Genomic DNA, 13,959 nt, shown 5'->3' with positions numbered 1-13,959 from the left:
GCGAACGCGTCGAGAGTCTGGAGAATGTGCTGTGTCAACACTATCGAGTACCCAACCGCAGGCTTTGCAACGGAACGCTTCCATCAAAAACTTGCCCGTCAACCTGTTTGCGTCCGTGATGGGCATTGCCGGGCTCTCGATCGCGTGGCGCCAGGCCAGCCAGGAATTTGGGGTAACGCCACTGATATCCGCGGCAGCCGGGATCCTCGCTATCGTCGTGTTCCTGGCGCTGAGCGCGGGGTATCTCGTCAAGGCAATCCAACATCCGGACGCGGTCCGCGGCGAGTTCCGACATCCCGTCGCTGGCAACTTCTTCGGCACGATCACGATCGCTATCCTGCTGCTCTCCTCGGTCGTTGCTCAACTTAGCCAGCCGCTCGCCGAAGTCATCTGGATAGTGGGCACAATTGCGACGATCGCGCTCTGTTTCACGATTGCGAGCCGGCTGCTGCAGGGCAAGATTGACGCTGCACACGCGGTTCCTGCCTGGTTTATCCCCGGGGTCGCCACTTTGGATATCGCGGTTGCAGGTGGAAGCATGCCAATGCCGTGGGCCCATGAAGTCAACATGTTCGCACTGGCCGTTGGGACAATGATTGCCCTCTTGTTCTTTACGATGATCATGTCGCGAATGATTCATCACGAGCCCCTGCCCGCCGGCATGGTTCCTTCCCTGTTGATCCTGATGGCACCCTTCGAAGTGGGCTTTCTCGCCTACACCAACTTTACGCAACGCGTCGACACTTTCTCCGGCTTGCTGTTCTACTTCGGCCTCTTCATATTCCTTACGCTGGCGCCTAAAGTCTTTCGCAAGGGAATTCCGTTCGCTTCCGGTTGGTGGGCCATCAGCTTTCCGATGGCGGCCCTCGCGAGTGCCGCGCTGAAATACTCGATGTTCGCCCAGGCCTGGCCCGTGACGGTGATTGCGATCCTCCTCCTCGCCATGCTGAGCATCGCGATCGTGGTTCTCCTTGTCAGAACCCTGCACATGCTTATTAATGGGAAGCTGCTCGCCGGTTGACGCAGTGACTGGAAACGTCGGTCAGTTGCTGGGACGATCGCCAGCCCGGGGAAAAAGCGGCCACGCCGTCGCCGCGCAGGCCCCCGCCAGGAGCCAAACGCCGGCCCAGCCGCCGCGATCGAGCAGTAGCGGAATCGCCGCAGGGGCAGCGAAGTACGCGGCAAAGACCAGCGTATTGGCCAGGCCGAGGGCCGTACCCGCCCGCTCCGCGCCCGCCTGCGTCGCCAGTTCGGTGTAGGCAACCCCATGCCAGGCCGAAACCGCGATGCCAGCCAGCACGACCGCGACCATGGTCAGCGTCGCAGGAACACTCTGCCCGACCGCCGCGCAGAGGGCCAGCGGCACGAACATCAGCGCGGCGATCAGCGTGCAATGGCGCAGCCATACACGGCGGTTGCCACGCCGATCGGTATGGCGGCCGCTCCAGATCCGCATCGCCATCGCGCCAAGCTGCACAGCGCAAAGGGTGGCGGCGATGCCCGACACACCCACATGGGCCGCATCGTGCAGGAACACCGAGGCGAAGCTCAAAACCGCGAATTGGGGTGCGCACAGGATGCCGATGGCCACGGCAATGCACCAGACCCGCAGGCTGCGCAACGGGCTGGCATTGTCGTGCGCATGGCGTTGTGCCGACGTGGGGGAAGCGAGATGCGTGGGTTCGTGCAGCCATCGCCAAGTCAGCCAGGCAGAGGCAAAGCAGAGCGCGGCCAGGACTGCGTACACCCAGCGAAAGCCCATGGCTAAAGCCAGCCACGGCAACACGAGCGCTCCTAGCGCGCCGCCCAGGGGCACCGCCGTCTGGCGGATACTCATCGCCAGGCCGCGCTCGCCTTCGGCGAACCATCGCATCACCGCCCGCCCGCTGGCCCCGTTGACGCTGCCGCCCGCCAGTCCCAGCAGCGCCATGCAGGCCATCGCCACCGGCAAGGGCGGCACGCGATCCGGCCTTGGGGCCAGAAACAGTGCCATCACGGCCAGTATGAGAGCGGTCGCGCCGAGCCCGTACAGCAGGACGCGACGGTCGCCCCACCGGTCGGCCGCTGCGCCCCATGGCAGTTCGGACAACGCGGCGCCGATGCCCAACGCACCAAGCAGCAGGCCAAGCCCCCCGTTGTCGATCTGATAGGCGCTGCGCAGCCACACCGCGGTGGCGGGCAAACCGTTGGCTGCAGCGATGAAGCTGGCGTTCGCGGCAACGCCGACGCCCAACACTTTCCAGCGATGCGAAGCGGCGGAGGCGGCGAGGGAATTACCACCAGGGCGGGGAAAACAGACGGACTCGGCCACGACGGCCCTCCGATAAGGCAGTTGACAGAGCGTCAGTATTGCAACCAATATTCGTCTTGAAAATCAGAAAGTTTTGGACCAATTGTTTCGTTTTTCCGCACGATTGCCATGGCGTCGAATCTTGATATTGCCGCGCTGCGCAGCTTGATCGCCGGCATCGACCTCGGCAGCTTCGCGCGCGCTGCAGAGCAGGTCGGCCGCTCCACTTCGGCCGTCAGTGCGCAGATTCACAAGCTCGAGGACATGGCCGGCACGCCGCTGTTTCGCAAGGCCGGCAGGACCCTGGAACTCACTGAGGCGGGGAGTCTGCTGCTTGGTTACGCGCGCAGAATGGTTGCCCTGAACGACGAAGCTGCCGCGGCCGTGCGAGGGGTGGACCTGTCCGGCGGCGTGCGATTGGGACTGCAGGAAGAGTTCGGCGAGGCAATGTTGCCAGAGGTGTTGGGGCGGTTTGCGCGAGCGCATCCGAAGGTCCGGGTCGAAGCCATGGTGGCGCGCAATCACGATTTGTTCGCCCGCATCCAGGCGCGGACGCTGGATCTCGCGCTGGTCTGGGGTAGCGCGGATGGCGCTCGGACGGCAAGAGAACCCGGCGCCGATATCGCCGTGGTCGGCGAACCACCGATGTGCTGGGTCGGACCGGCTGCGCTGCCGTGGCACATCGTACCTGGCGAGCCGATACCACTGGCGGCGTTCGACCGGCCCTGCCATTTCCACGATGCCGCCACGGCGGCATTGGACCGCGCCGGAATTCCCTGGCGCGTCTCGTTCACCAGCCCCAACCTTGGCGGCCTGTGGGCCGCAGCGGCAGCCGGACTTGGGTTGGTAGTCCGCACGCCCTACGGCTTGCCGGCATCGCTGCGGCAGCTTGGGGCTGCCGAAGGATTGCCGCCGCTCGGCAAGATGCCCCTGATGCTGCTACGCGCGCCGGGGCCCGCGTCCGAGGTATCACAACGCCTGGCCGACATCATGCTGGAGGCGTTGCGTCCGGTGTGATGGCGGCGGTGTGATGGCTTGTCACGCCCTATCGGATCGGCTCCCGGGCAGATCACCACGGCAACGGCGATGCCGCCATCGACGACATCCTGTTCGCTTTCAGCGACGGTTGCAGGTGCCTACTTGCCGCCGACGCCGACCTTGCCGCGCCCGACCTTTCGATGCGGCACACTGGGGCGCAGCCTCTTCCTGGAGCCAGCCGTCAACGTGACGTGCTTCGCCGGGTAGCGGGTCGTCCTGTGCGGCGCGGCCTGATAGGCGGTATGGCCCGGATCGATGCGCTTGATAGCGGACATGACTGACACCTCCTCAGAGGATTCTAGTCCGAAACGGCACGGCGCTTATGCCGCCCGTCGCTAGTGTCATGAGTCTGAAATTCATTGCATTATTTGGCTCGCGTTGTACTCTGCATTGAAGGCACGCACAGGGCGAGGTAGCGATGAGGGGAAGACCAAAGGCGGAACTACTCTTGAGTGAGGCTGAACGCGAGCAGCTCAAGGCGCTGACGATGCGGCGCAAGACGGCACAGGCGTTGGCTTTGCGCGCGCGCATTGTGCTGGCCAGTGCTGAAGGCCTGGACAACAAGACCGTTGCCGCAAAGCAGCGTGTCGACGTGCATACGGTTTCCAAGTGGCGCTCGCGATTCGTCGCGGATCGCCTGGATGGGCTGCTGGATGCTCCGCGCCCAGGGGCGCCGAGGACCATCGCTGACGCACAGGTCGATGCGATTATTGCCAAGACGCTCGAATCCGTGCCAGCCGGGGCTACTCACTGGAGCACGCGCAGCATGGCTCGCGCGGCAGATCTGTCGCAGTCGACCGTGACGCGTATCTGGCGCGCCTTTGGGCTGCAGCCGCATCGACAGGAGACCTTCAAGCTGTCCAGCGACCCATTGTTCGTGGAGAAGGTGCGAGATATCGTGGGGTTGTACCTCGACCCACCGCTCAAGGCCATGGTGTTGTGCGTTGACGAGAAGAGCCAGATTCAGGCGCTGGACCGCACGCAGCCTATTTTGCCGATGGCGCCAGGCATCCCCGAGCGACGCACGCATGACTACATGCGCCATGGCACGACAACGTTGTTCGCCGCGCTGGACATCGCCACAGGAAAAGTTATCGGTGAATTGCATCGCAGACATCGCAGCAGTGAGTTCCTGCAGTTTCTACGCACGATCGAAGCCAACGTGCCACCCAAGCTCGATATGCATCTCGTCATGGACAACTACGGCACGCACAAGACGGCGTCGATCAAGGCTTGGTTCGCTCGCCATCCACGCTTCCATGTTCATTTCACACCGACCTCCGCCTCGTGGATCAATCAGGTGGAGCGCTGGTTTGCAACCATCACCGAACAATACATCCGCCGCGGCACGCATCGCTCAACCCGACAACTTGAGCAAGCTATCCGCCAATACCTTGACCTGAACAACGCCAACCCCACGCCTTTCGTGTGGACAAAGTCCGCCGATGACATCCTCGCCAGCATCAAGCGATTTTGTCTACGAATTTCAGACTCAGGACACTAGCAGCCCAGGCTGGCTGCACGCCTACCCTCGGCGCCGCAGCACCGATAGCGCAGGCCAATGGCGCTACCCCGCCCGCAGCGCCCACAGGGCCTCCAGTACGTATTCCGTGGCACGTTCTACCCGTTCCCCGCTGTGCGCCAACCCCAGTCGCCGCCACAACGCCGGCCGCAGAGGCCGCATCACTACGCGCGCATCCGGCGCCGGTGTGGTGACCTCGTGTGGCAGCAGGGCCGCGCCATAGCCGGCCGCTACCAGGCTCTTGATGGCGTCGTTGTAGTTGAGCTGAATACGCGGCGCCGGCCTGTGGCCACCGCTGGCGAACCACTCGGCGGTCAGGCGCGACAGGCGCGTGGTGCCGTCATTCAGGATCAGCGGGCGCGTTGCCAGCCAGGCCGGCGTGATGCGCGCCGGGCAGGGCCAACTCGCTGGCAGGAAAGCCCGTACCGGATCGCGCCGCCAAGGGCGGATGGTCAGCCCCGCCACGCGCGCCTGTGGCAGTGCCACCAGACCGACCTCCAGCGTGCCGGCGGCCAGCCGCGCCAGCGTCTCCTGCGAGGTAAGCACGGCCACCTGCACGTCGATATCGGGATGCCGCTCCGCCAGCATGGCCAGCGCCTGCGGCAGCAGGTGGGCGATGGCCCCGGTCGAGGCGCCGAGGCGCACGCGGCCGGTCAACCCCTGCACCTGACGCTGCACGTCGTCCAGCGCAAGGTCGGCATCGGCCAGCAGGCGGCGGGCGCGATCGACCAGTGTCTCGCCAATGGACGACGGACGCACCTCGCCGCGCCTACGCGTCAGCAGTACCGCACCGACGCGGGCTTCCAGCTCGGCAATGTGAAGGCTGACAGTGGGCGGAGCCAAGTGCAACGCGCGCGCAGCTTCGGCGAAGGAACCCAGATCGGCGATGGCGACGAGGGTACGCAGGCGGTCCAGGCTGATCTCGCGCATGGGGCGGCACTCCGGTTAAGGGCGTATCTGCTGACGAGGATATCGTTCAGGAAACATGAATTTCATCGTCATGAAATTCAACTTCTTCGATTCTATGCGGTGGCGCAAGATGGCGCTTCCTGTAACCGGCCGCACCAACGCAGAGCTGATGCTGCACCGGCCGGGGCCGCCACTTTCACGCCACGTCCAAGGATCCATCTCATGCGCTACCCTCTTGTTTTCATCGACGGCGACCAGGGCACCACCGGCCTGCAGATCCACGAACGCCTCCGCGGACGCGACGATCTGCGCCTGCTGACACTGCCCGCCGGCCAGCGCAAGGATGCGCGCGCGCGCGCCGACGCCATCAACGGCTGCGACATCGCCATCCTGTGCCTGCCGGACTCCGCCGCACGCGAGGCGGTGACGTCCATCGTCAACCCTGCGGTGCGTGTGATCGACGCCAGTTCGGCACACCGCACGCAGCCCGGCTGGACCTACGGCTTTCCGGAGATGGCCGCCGGCCAGGCGCAGCGCATCGCGGGCGCGCTGCGCGTCAGCAATCCGGGCTGCTATCCCACCGGCGCGATCGGCCTGCTGCGCCCCTTGGTGGAGGCCGGCCTGCTGCCGCACGACTACCCCCTCGCCATCCACGCGGTGTCGGGCTATTCGGGTGGCGGCCGCACCGCCGTCGATACCTACGAGGGACCGCAGGCCACCCGGGCCCTGCCCTTCCAGGTCTATGGCCTGGGCCTGGCGCACAAGCACACGCCTGAAATCCAGCAGCACGCGGGCCTGGCACGGCGCCCCGCCTTCGTGCCGGCCTACGGCGCCTTCCGGCAAGGTATCGTACTGACGGTGGCGCTGGAGTTGGACCTGCTGGCATCCGGCACGGACGTCGGCAGGCTGCACGCCTGCCTGCTCGACCACTACGCCGGCGCCCGCCATGTCGAGGTGATGCCGCTAGCCGAATCGGCCGCCGCCACTCACCTCGACCCGCAGGCACTGAACGGCACCAACGCCCTGCGCCTGGGCGTGTTCGCCAACCGCGAGCACGGGCAGGCGCTGTTGGCAGCGGTGTTCGACAACCTCGGCAAGGGTGCTTCGGGGGCGGCAGTGCAGAACCTCGACCTCATGCTGGCCGGGGTGGCGGCGGAGGTTCGCCGGGCCGCCTGAGGCCTACCCAGCGTCGAAATAAGAAGCGGGCCGGCAGCTTCCCGGCTTCCGGCCCGCCTGGTGCGATCGGGTCAATCAGGCGTGATTCGGCGCGTCAGTGAATCTGCATGCCACGCATGGCGTGGATGCGTTCGTGATAATTCTGCATGCCCTCGTACTGACGCAGTAGCACCGAGCGAATTTCCTCTGGCATGTCTCTCGTCAGCGCCGAGCGGTACTCGCGCCTGGCGGCCTCTTCCTCGCGCTCGCACAACTGCAGCACCGCGTCGGCGGCAACGTCACTCGGCCTTGTAGCCCGATGCTTTGATGGGCCGTTCCCAGCGCCTGAGCTCGGCGACTTGGGTCTCGCCGAGTTGCTGCGGGCCGGCGTAGTTCGCATTCAGGCCGATCTCGCGGACGCGCGCCTGGAGATCGGGCGCCTTGAGCACTTCGGCGATCGCGTCGGACAGGCGCTTGACCTTATCGGCCGGCAGGCCTGCCGGGGCGAACAGGCCGACGAAGGCCTCCGCTGTGGCATCGATTCCGGACTCCTTGAGCGTGGGCACGTCGGGCAGCGCCGGCGATCGCGCGTTACCCGTGACCGCGAGGATGCGCAGGCGGCCCGCGCGGTGATGCTCGATGGTCTCCGATATCGTGTCCACCATGATAGGAATCTGTCCGCCCAGCAGATCGGACACCGCCGGCGCGCCGCCCTTGTAGGCCACGTGCGTGAGCGGCACGCCTGAGGCCTGCGACAGCAGCACGCCCGCAAAGTGGGGCACGGTACCCGCGCCCGAAGTGCCGTAGTTGGCGCGGGCCGGGTTGGCCTTGAGCCAGTTCAGCACCGCGCGGATGTCACCGGACGGCGCCACCGGACCCGCCGTCACCGCAAAGTCGAAGGTCACCACACGCGCGACGGGCGTGAAGTCCTTCACCGGGTCGTAGTTGAGGTTATAGAGCCATGGCGAAATCACCAACGCGCCGCTGGGCGAAATTACCAGCGTGTTGCCGTCGGCCGGCGCGCGCTTTACTTCCCCAAGCACCAGCCGACCGCCAGCTCCGGGCTTGTTCTCGACGACCACCTGCTGGCCGAGCGGCAGGCGCAGGCGCTCGGCCAGCAGCCGCGCCACGACATCGACCGAGCCGCCGGGCGCGAAGCCGACCAGCAGCTTGAGGGGCGGCTTGTCCTGGGCGAGGGCGCCCATGGGCAGCACGGCGGCCAGCGCCATGGTTGCAACCCAATTGAAAACGCGTCGCTTCATCATGGTGATGAGTCTCCTTGGTCAGCCGAAGTCGATCAGAAACCGAATACTCGCTTGGCATTGCCCGAACGCACGGCGTCGCGCTGCGCGGCGGACAGCCGCTCGGTATTGGCGAAGGACCCGCACGTGTCGTGAACCTGGTGCGGCCAGTCTGTGCCGAACATCACGCGGTCGGCGCCGACGACGGAGATCAGGAACTCCAGCGAAGCCGGACTGTACGAGATGCAGTCGTAGTGGATGTGGCGCAGGTAGTCGATGGGCGTGCGCTGCATCTTGCGCCGCTGGGGGATCTCGACCTCGTGGCCCTTCTCGAAACGGCCGGCCAGGTAGGGCAACGCGCCACCCGCATGCGAGGCGATGATCTTGAGGTTGGGGTATTGGTCGAAGAAGCCCTCGAAGATCATGCGCGTGATGGCGAGCGTGGTGTCGAACATGAAGCCCACGGACCAGCTCAGGTCGAACTTGGTCATGTCCATCAGGTCGGCGCCCGGCGGGTCGGTGGGGTGCACCAGCACCGGCAGCGCGCGACGGTCGATTTCGGCCCAGATGGGTGCGAAGGCCGGGTCGGTCAGGCTGCGGCCGGCGATGTTGGCTAGCACCATGACGCCGCTCGCACCGTTGTCGCAGGTGCGCTTGAGCTCGTCGAGCGCGCGCTGCGGGTATTCCCACGGCAGCGAGGTGAACCAGCGCAGCCGGCTCGGGTGAGCCGCCTGCGCCTGCGCCAGCGAATCGTTGGATTCACGCGCCGCTTCGCAGCTGGTTTCCTCGTCGCCCCAGAACACATTGGGGCAAGTCAGCGACATGACTGAGATGTCGATGCCGGCCGCGTCCATGTGCTGGATGCGTAGATCGTAGTCGAAGTGCCCCTTCTGTGGGATGACCACGGGCGTGTCGCCACGGAATACCTCGTGCTGGCCGTCGGGGCGCTGCTGGATGTTGTAGAGGCCGCCCTTGCGCTTGAGCAGCTCCAGCCAAGGTTTTGTGAAGATGTGGGTGTGAACATCGATGACAGGCATCAAGGGGGCTCCTGTGGTGTGTGAGTGACGGATGTTCGATCGAGGCCTAGACGCTACTGTAGTGATCTGGCATAAACGTATTGGCAGATATCTTGATATCAGGATAAGTAAATACTTATGCCAGACCGACTCACCGCCCTAGCCCTTGAAACGCTGGGCCGCATGCGCTCGCGCTTGAAGGCGCGCCAGCTCAACCTGCTGGTCGCGCTGAGCGAGTACGGCTCGCTCTCCCGCGTGGCGCAGGAATGGGGGGTGACCCAGCCCTACTTGACGCAGATGCTGGCCGAGATCGAATCCATGATGGGCACCGCTCTGTTCACGCGGCAACGCGGGGGCGTCACGCCCACGCCCGTGGGGCGCATCGCGATCTCGCGCGCATCTCGCCTGCTGGTCGACCTGCAGGACTGGGCCAACGACATGGCCGCAGCCCGCCTGGGCTTCACCGAGCGGCTCAGCATCGGCGTGATCCACTACCTGTCCGGCCAGTTGCTGTGCGACACGCTCTCGCACACGCGCGAGCAGGTCGGGCCGTTCGTGTTCTCGGTGGAGGAAGCCAGTAGCGACCGCCTGCTGGCCCTGCTTCGCGAGCACAGGCTCGAAGGCGTGGTGGCGCGCGCGCGCGGCGCGGCACAGGCGCGTGACCTGCGCTGCGACATCCTGTTCCGCCAGCGCCCCGCGCTGGTGTGCCACCTCAAGACTGCCAAGCATCTGGGCAAGCGCGCGCTGGACTGGCACGAGCTCGCCACCATGGACTGGGTCCTGCCGCCCGCGGGCACGGCGCTGGGCGCCTCGGTGCTGGACCTGTTCCTGCACGTGGGCGAAGAGCCACCGGTGCCGGCCATCGAAACCCATTCGCTCAAGATCGTGGGCCGCATGATCGAGCGCAACCCGTCGATGGTGGCCATAGTGCCCGCCGACGTGGCGCACGATCTCTCCACCCGCGCGCACGTGGCCAGCGTGCCCTGCGACTTGGAGTGGCCGCTGCCGCCGGTGGCGCTTTACCGGCGCCAGGGTGCGGGTGACTCACCCACCATGGCGACCTTTGTGCGCACGCTGAAGACTCTGTGCAAGGCACGGTTCTGATGACCGCCGCCGCACTGCGCACCATCCGATTAGGCCAGGATCACTCAATTATTGGCGCCATTGCGGTCCAGGATCAGCGTCAATGCGAGCGCGGATGCGGCCGGATGGCCGCCACCGGGCATCGCAGCCTTTTTCAATAAATTAGGGTGAATGACTGGGAAGGGTTGCGAAACGGCCCATGCCCAGGCAGCCGTCCGAGTGACGGAGTCACGCCCTGAGGCAGTCCGTCAAGGCCATTTAGCGATTTAATTTCGTATCCGGTCGGGCCTCGAGGTGCCCAATGAGTGGCGAACCACGCCTCTTCAAGGCGTTGAGGTACAGCTCTTCGTCGTACCTGGTTCCTGTCTGCCAGCAGCGGTACAGGATACGTATCCATTTGAATGCTAGTGCGCGGACGGCCGCTTGGTACGAACTGCCCTTGGCCCGCTGTTGGCGGTAGTAGGCCCCAGCCCAGGACGATTTGTTGATGGTCTGTCCCGCCCATTCGACGAATGTCTGCCGCAGGAAAGTCGGGCATTGCCAGCGCCAATGCACCCAGCGCTTCTTACCGCTGCGCTCAGTGACTGGCGCAATGCCGGAGTACTTCTGCAGTTCCTCCGCCCCGTTGTAGCGATCACGTTGCTCACCAAACGCGGCTAGCAGCCGCGGCGTCAAATGCGGCCCGGCGCCAGGCAAACTATCAAATAGGTCGAAGTCAGGCAGTGTGCGTGCGATCCTCGCAATCTCCTTGTCGAACACGTCGATCGCTGCGAGCACTGTCCGTAGCTGAGCTACCAACATCAACGCGAGCAAGCGATTGGGGGCGACAACGCCGGGATCGTCCGTCATAGGCATAGCACCCCGGATAGACGCCAAACGCCTCTCGATTAGTTGGGCCCGTCGACAGTTGTGCGCATGGAAGAAGTCTTCGAGGGTCGTCCTCCGCGCGCGTTTGGCTGCTGGCAGCGTGGGCCAGCGAGTGAGGAAATCACAGAACTGTATGGTGTCAATGTCCTCAAACCATTCCAAGGCTTGAGGATAGTACTGCTTCAGAGCATGGGTCAGTCGGTTGGTGAATCGAATCTTATCGCCGACCAGTTCGCGACGCTGCTCAATCAAGCTCAGCAAAGAGCGCATATCAGCGCTCTGCGGATTAAGTGCACTGAACCGATCAGGATGACGAAGCAAAAGGTCAAGTGCCAACTCTGCATCGGTGGGATCGTCCTTGGCTCGGCTCGGTTTGAACGCCTCGCGGTACTTTGCGAGCATTGAGGGGTTGATCGGAAACAGCGTCAAGAATGAATGTCTCTGTAGCACAGAGACGATCGGACCTCGGGATAACTCAAGTGCAACGGCGATGGGGCCCCCGAAGCGCTTATGCAACGCCGCGACCCATTCATCAATGCGTGCAACCTGATGAGGGATGCACGCGAACTCTCTCGTATCGTCACCTGCCGGCTGCAGGCAGATATCATGCTTAGCATCAGCCCAGTCGATACCGACGAATGCTCTGAACTGCTGACTCAACAGAGGTGTCATGCGAGCCTCCACAAGTGATAGATTACTTGGCAGGGACATGCATGCTTGCGTTCAGCGAAGGCAATATAGTGAGCCGGTGCGACGGCGAACCCTGAGTATTCGTTTGAGCGCAAGCGCACCCGCGGGCTCGAAGCTAACTCCGCAATCGTCTGGCGTTTGGGTCGGGATATTCGTAGCCCGCAGGTGCATGTCCCGCCTTCACTGGCAGCGAAGCTGCCAGTCCCAAAGTATCGATGAAAGCGGGACGGACTACCTATAATGGGTCGGGAAGAAACAACCGGCGCCCTTCACACAGTTGAATCCGCAGCGGTGGCCGGATCATTCCCCCACTCTCAGCCGCCTCGCAGGTCAGCGATGAATCGGGAGACGGCAATTTCAATACGCCAGCCATCACTGAAAGTCTTGCGGAAAAGTTTGGCAACGCGCTAGACTTGGCTTGTCAGACCTGCAACAGGCTGATGTGGTGCCAGTACGATCGATTCGGCTGGTTCCCGTGTATGGAGGGCACGGTACGCATGCGGGTTTCGCCGCAGGCACGCAAGAAGTGTCCGGCGCTGCCGGAGTTCTGGCAGGCGCGGGCGATCCGCACCATCGATGCACGCGGACGTAGCCGAATTTTGCTGACTTCGCTGTTCGATCGCCGACGCTTCAAACCTGCTGATATCGTCGCCTGTTACGAACGCCGCTGGCAGATCGAAACGAGCTACCGGGAACTGAAGCAGTCGATGCTCGGCATGGAACTGACGCTGCGCAGCCGAACCGTCGATGGGGTATGCCAGGAAATCTGGGGCGCCTTGATCGCCTACAACCTGATTCGTCGCGAGATGGCCAGCGCCGCCCGAGAAGCGAAGCTCGCGCCGACCGACATGAGCTTCGTGCGCGCCTTCCATGTCATCCAGCACGAGATGATGTGGGCAGCCGTCACGCCAGCCTACGCCAAATTGCCCGCCTGCCTGCGGCGCCTACGCGAGCGCCTAAAGTCGCTGCCCAATGTGAAACGACCCGGCCGCTCATGCGACCGGGTCGTCAAATCCCGCCCTTCACGCTACGCCGTTCGCTTCCTCAATAGGGATCTTAACTGAACGGCATTACGCCACCGGGCGGGTTTTGCACTCTGGCCAGACGCGCGCTACCCACCGAAAGATCGGATGGCGCGAATAATCAGCAGTGCAGGAGCGTATGCGTACGACATGCCACCTATTCTGCCACGGGTTCCGATTGACATGCTGTTGATCACCCAGACGCCACAGGCCATTGCCAGCAGAACCTCAAGCCCCGCCAAGTAGTGCAGTCGCTGATTGCGAATCATTATTGGGTGCACTATGCTGATTGCTCCCACGATACGGAGACGTCTCATGCTTAGAATTGGCGCGCTGATGGCAATGATCCTGGTGTCCGGTTCCGCGCTGGCCAGCGCGAAATGTCCCGCGCACCCCAAGAGCGATTGGATGAAGGAGAGCGATGCCCGCGCCAAGATTGAAGCGCAGGGCTACAACATCAAGAAGTTCAAGGTCGACGGGAATTGCTACGAGATCTACGGCACGACCAAGGAAGGAAAGAAGGCGGAGATCTACTTCGATACCAAGACGCTGGACATAGTCAAGGCGGAAATCGAGAAGTAACACCGCACCTCCCTGCCGCCGCGCCATGAAGCCTTCGCGCCAGTCTGTCCAGATCTGGGATCCCATTGTCCGTTTCACGCACTGGGCCGTGGCGGCACTGGTGCTCTGGGACCTGTACGAGGATTCCGGCGGGCCGCTGCACCGCAACCTTGGCTACGCGGCCGCGTGCCTGGTGTTGGTCCGCGTAGCGTGGAGCATGGTGGGCAACGGTGCCGGGAATATCCGCGAATGGCTTCCCGGCCGCGGCGGCGTGGTTGCCTATGTCAAGGCCGCCATTGCCGGGCGTCCGCCCCGCCACCTTGGCCATAATCCGCTTGGCGCGCTGATGATGCTCGTGCTGTGGATCCTCATCCTTTCACTTGCCGCCACCGGCTGGATGTCGAGACTGGACATGTTCTGGGGCGAAGACTGGCCCAAGGAGCTCCATGGCATCCTCGCCGACGCGCTGTTGGCGCTGGTGAGCGTGCATGTTGTCGCCGCGATTCTGATGAGCCGGCTGCACAGGGAGAACCTGATCCTGTCCATGGTGACCGGAAGGAAACCG

The 13,959-nt window shown here is 64.0% G+C and carries 13 protein-coding genes and 2 pseudogenes; 8 read left to right on the top strand and 7 right to left on the bottom strand.

Translation table 11 applies throughout. The features are described from left to right. Positions 1-31: 31 nt before the first annotated feature. Positions 32-1,021, top strand: coding sequence for an SLAC1 anion channel family protein (locus CNE_RS19870; RefSeq protein ID WP_013952064.1), 990 nt, complete (start codon positions 32-34; stop codon positions 1,019-1,021). Positions 1,022-1,042: 21 nt separating this feature from the next. On the opposite strand, the gene CNE_RS19865 is transcribed toward CNE_RS19870, so the two are convergent. Further along, a complete protein-coding gene (locus CNE_RS19865) occupies positions 1,043-2,311 on the bottom strand; it encodes an MFS transporter (RefSeq protein WP_013952063.1) in 1,269 nt (422 codons plus the stop codon). 108 nt (positions 2,312-2,419) lie between these two features. On the opposite strand from CNE_RS19865, the gene CNE_RS19860 reads away from it, so the two are divergent. After that, positions 2,420-3,307 carry a LysR substrate-binding domain-containing protein gene (locus CNE_RS19860; protein WP_013952062.1) on the top strand — a complete coding sequence of 296 codons (888 nt, stop codon included), beginning with the start codon at positions 2,420-2,422 and terminating at the stop codon, positions 3,305-3,307. A 119-nt stretch (positions 3,308-3,426) separates the two neighbouring features. Here CNE_RS19860 and CNE_RS41730 read toward each other — a convergent pair whose 3' ends face one another. After that, complete coding sequence (locus CNE_RS41730) at positions 3,427-3,603, bottom strand: hypothetical protein (protein WP_013952061.1); 177 nt, start codon at positions 3,601-3,603, stop codon at positions 3,427-3,429. Positions 3,604-3,746: 143 nt separating this feature from the next. Here CNE_RS41730 and CNE_RS19855 point away from each other — a divergent pair, with 143 nt between their 5' ends. Next, positions 3,747-4,832: an IS630 family transposase gene (locus tag CNE_RS19855; RefSeq protein ID WP_013952060.1), complete on the top strand. Its 1,086-nt coding sequence runs from the start codon at positions 3,747-3,749 to the stop codon at positions 4,830-4,832. A gap of 63 nt (positions 4,833-4,895) precedes the next feature. On the opposite strand, the gene CNE_RS19850 is transcribed toward CNE_RS19855, so the two are convergent. Beyond that, on the bottom strand, positions 4,896-5,780 hold the full coding sequence (locus CNE_RS19850) for a LysR family transcriptional regulator (protein ID WP_013952059.1): 885 nt from the start codon (positions 5,778-5,780) through the stop codon (positions 4,896-4,898). A gap of 201 nt (positions 5,781-5,981) precedes the next feature. Between CNE_RS19850 and argC the strand changes: the two genes are divergently transcribed. After that, complete coding sequence (gene argC / locus CNE_RS19845) at positions 5,982-6,935, top strand: N-acetyl-gamma-glutamyl-phosphate reductase (protein ID WP_013952058.1); 954 nt, start codon at positions 5,982-5,984, stop codon at positions 6,933-6,935. A 94-nt stretch (positions 6,936-7,029) separates the two neighbouring features. On the opposite strand, the gene CNE_RS41035 is transcribed toward argC, so the two are convergent. From CNE_RS41035 to CNE_RS19830, 3 genes are read right to left on the bottom strand one after another with little or no spacing between them, the layout of a single operon-like run. Further along, the gene (locus CNE_RS41035) at positions 7,030-7,197 is read right to left on the bottom strand and encodes a ferritin family protein (protein WP_013952057.1); all 168 of its coding nucleotides are present in this window, start codon (positions 7,195-7,197) and stop codon (positions 7,030-7,032) included. Between the two features lie 16 nt (positions 7,198-7,213). Next, on the bottom strand, positions 7,214-8,179 hold the full coding sequence (locus CNE_RS19835) for a Bug family tripartite tricarboxylate transporter substrate binding protein (protein ID WP_013952056.1): 966 nt from the start codon (positions 8,177-8,179) through the stop codon (positions 7,214-7,216). 32 nt (positions 8,180-8,211) lie between these two features. After that, positions 8,212-9,192 carry an amidohydrolase family protein gene (locus tag CNE_RS19830; protein ID WP_013952055.1) on the bottom strand — a complete coding sequence of 327 codons (981 nt, stop codon included), beginning with the start codon at positions 9,190-9,192 and terminating at the stop codon, positions 8,212-8,214. 117 nt (positions 9,193-9,309) lie between these two features. Here CNE_RS19830 and CNE_RS19825 point away from each other — a divergent pair, with 117 nt between their 5' ends. After that, complete coding sequence (locus tag CNE_RS19825) at positions 9,310-10,275, top strand: LysR family transcriptional regulator (protein WP_013952054.1); 966 nt, start codon at positions 9,310-9,312, stop codon at positions 10,273-10,275. A gap of 237 nt (positions 10,276-10,512) precedes the next feature. Here the strand turns inward: CNE_RS19825 and CNE_RS19820 are convergent, their stop codons facing one another. Then, entirely contained in the window at positions 10,513-11,793 is a 1,281-nt protein-coding gene (locus CNE_RS19820; RefSeq protein WP_041228531.1) for an IS110 family RNA-guided transposase, read from the bottom strand. A gap of 500 nt (positions 11,794-12,293) precedes the next feature. Between CNE_RS19820 and CNE_RS19815 the strand changes: the two are divergent. The 3 genes and pseudogenes from CNE_RS19815 to CNE_RS19805 all read left to right on the top strand — a co-directional run. Further along, positions 12,294-12,875: pseudogene (locus tag CNE_RS19815) on the top strand (transposase); the annotation flags it as partial. A gap of 273 nt (positions 12,876-13,148) precedes the next feature. Beyond that, positions 13,149-13,415: a PepSY domain-containing protein gene (locus CNE_RS19810; protein WP_041228530.1), complete on the top strand. Its 267-nt coding sequence runs from the start codon at positions 13,149-13,151 to the stop codon at positions 13,413-13,415. A gap of 25 nt (positions 13,416-13,440) precedes the next feature. Then, positions 13,441-13,956: pseudogene (locus CNE_RS19805) on the top strand (cytochrome b/b6 domain-containing protein); the annotation flags it as partial. Positions 13,957-13,959: the final 3 nt, after the last annotated feature.

The organism is Cupriavidus necator N-1, from assembly GCF_000219215.1.
Lineage (GTDB): Bacteria > Pseudomonadota > Gammaproteobacteria > Burkholderiales > Burkholderiaceae > Cupriavidus > Cupriavidus necator.
The sequence above is the reverse complement of the archived record's forward strand: the minus strand, read 5'-3'. Positions and strand labels throughout refer to the sequence as shown.

Coding starts and splice junctions, on each gene's coding strand:
- CNE_RS19860 (WP_013952062.1), top strand. CDS start 2,420: ATGGCGTCGAATCTTGATATTGCCGCGCTGCGCAGCTTGATCGCCGGC.
- CNE_RS41730 (WP_013952061.1), bottom strand. CDS start 3,603: ATGTCCGCTATCAAGCGCATCGATCCGGGCCATACCGCCTATCAGGCC.
- CNE_RS19855 (WP_013952060.1), top strand. CDS start 3,747: ATGAGGGGAAGACCAAAGGCGGAACTACTCTTGAGTGAGGCTGAACGC.
- CNE_RS19850 (WP_013952059.1), bottom strand. CDS start 5,780: ATGCGCGAGATCAGCCTGGACCGCCTGCGTACCCTCGTCGCCATCGCC.
- argC (WP_013952058.1), top strand. CDS start 5,982: ATGCGCTACCCTCTTGTTTTCATCGACGGCGACCAGGGCACCACCGGC.
- CNE_RS19835 (WP_013952056.1), bottom strand. CDS start 8,179: ATGATGAAGCGACGCGTTTTCAATTGGGTTGCAACCATGGCGCTGGCC.
- CNE_RS19830 (WP_013952055.1), bottom strand. CDS start 9,192: ATGCCTGTCATCGATGTTCACACCCACATCTTCACAAAACCTTGGCTG.
- CNE_RS19825 (WP_013952054.1), top strand. CDS start 9,310: ATGCCAGACCGACTCACCGCCCTAGCCCTTGAAACGCTGGGCCGCATG.
- CNE_RS19820 (WP_041228531.1), bottom strand. CDS start 11,793: ATGACACCTCTGTTGAGTCAGCAGTTCAGAGCATTCGTCGGTATCGAC.
- CNE_RS19810 (WP_041228530.1), top strand. CDS start 13,149: ATGCTTAGAATTGGCGCGCTGATGGCAATGATCCTGGTGTCCGGTTCC.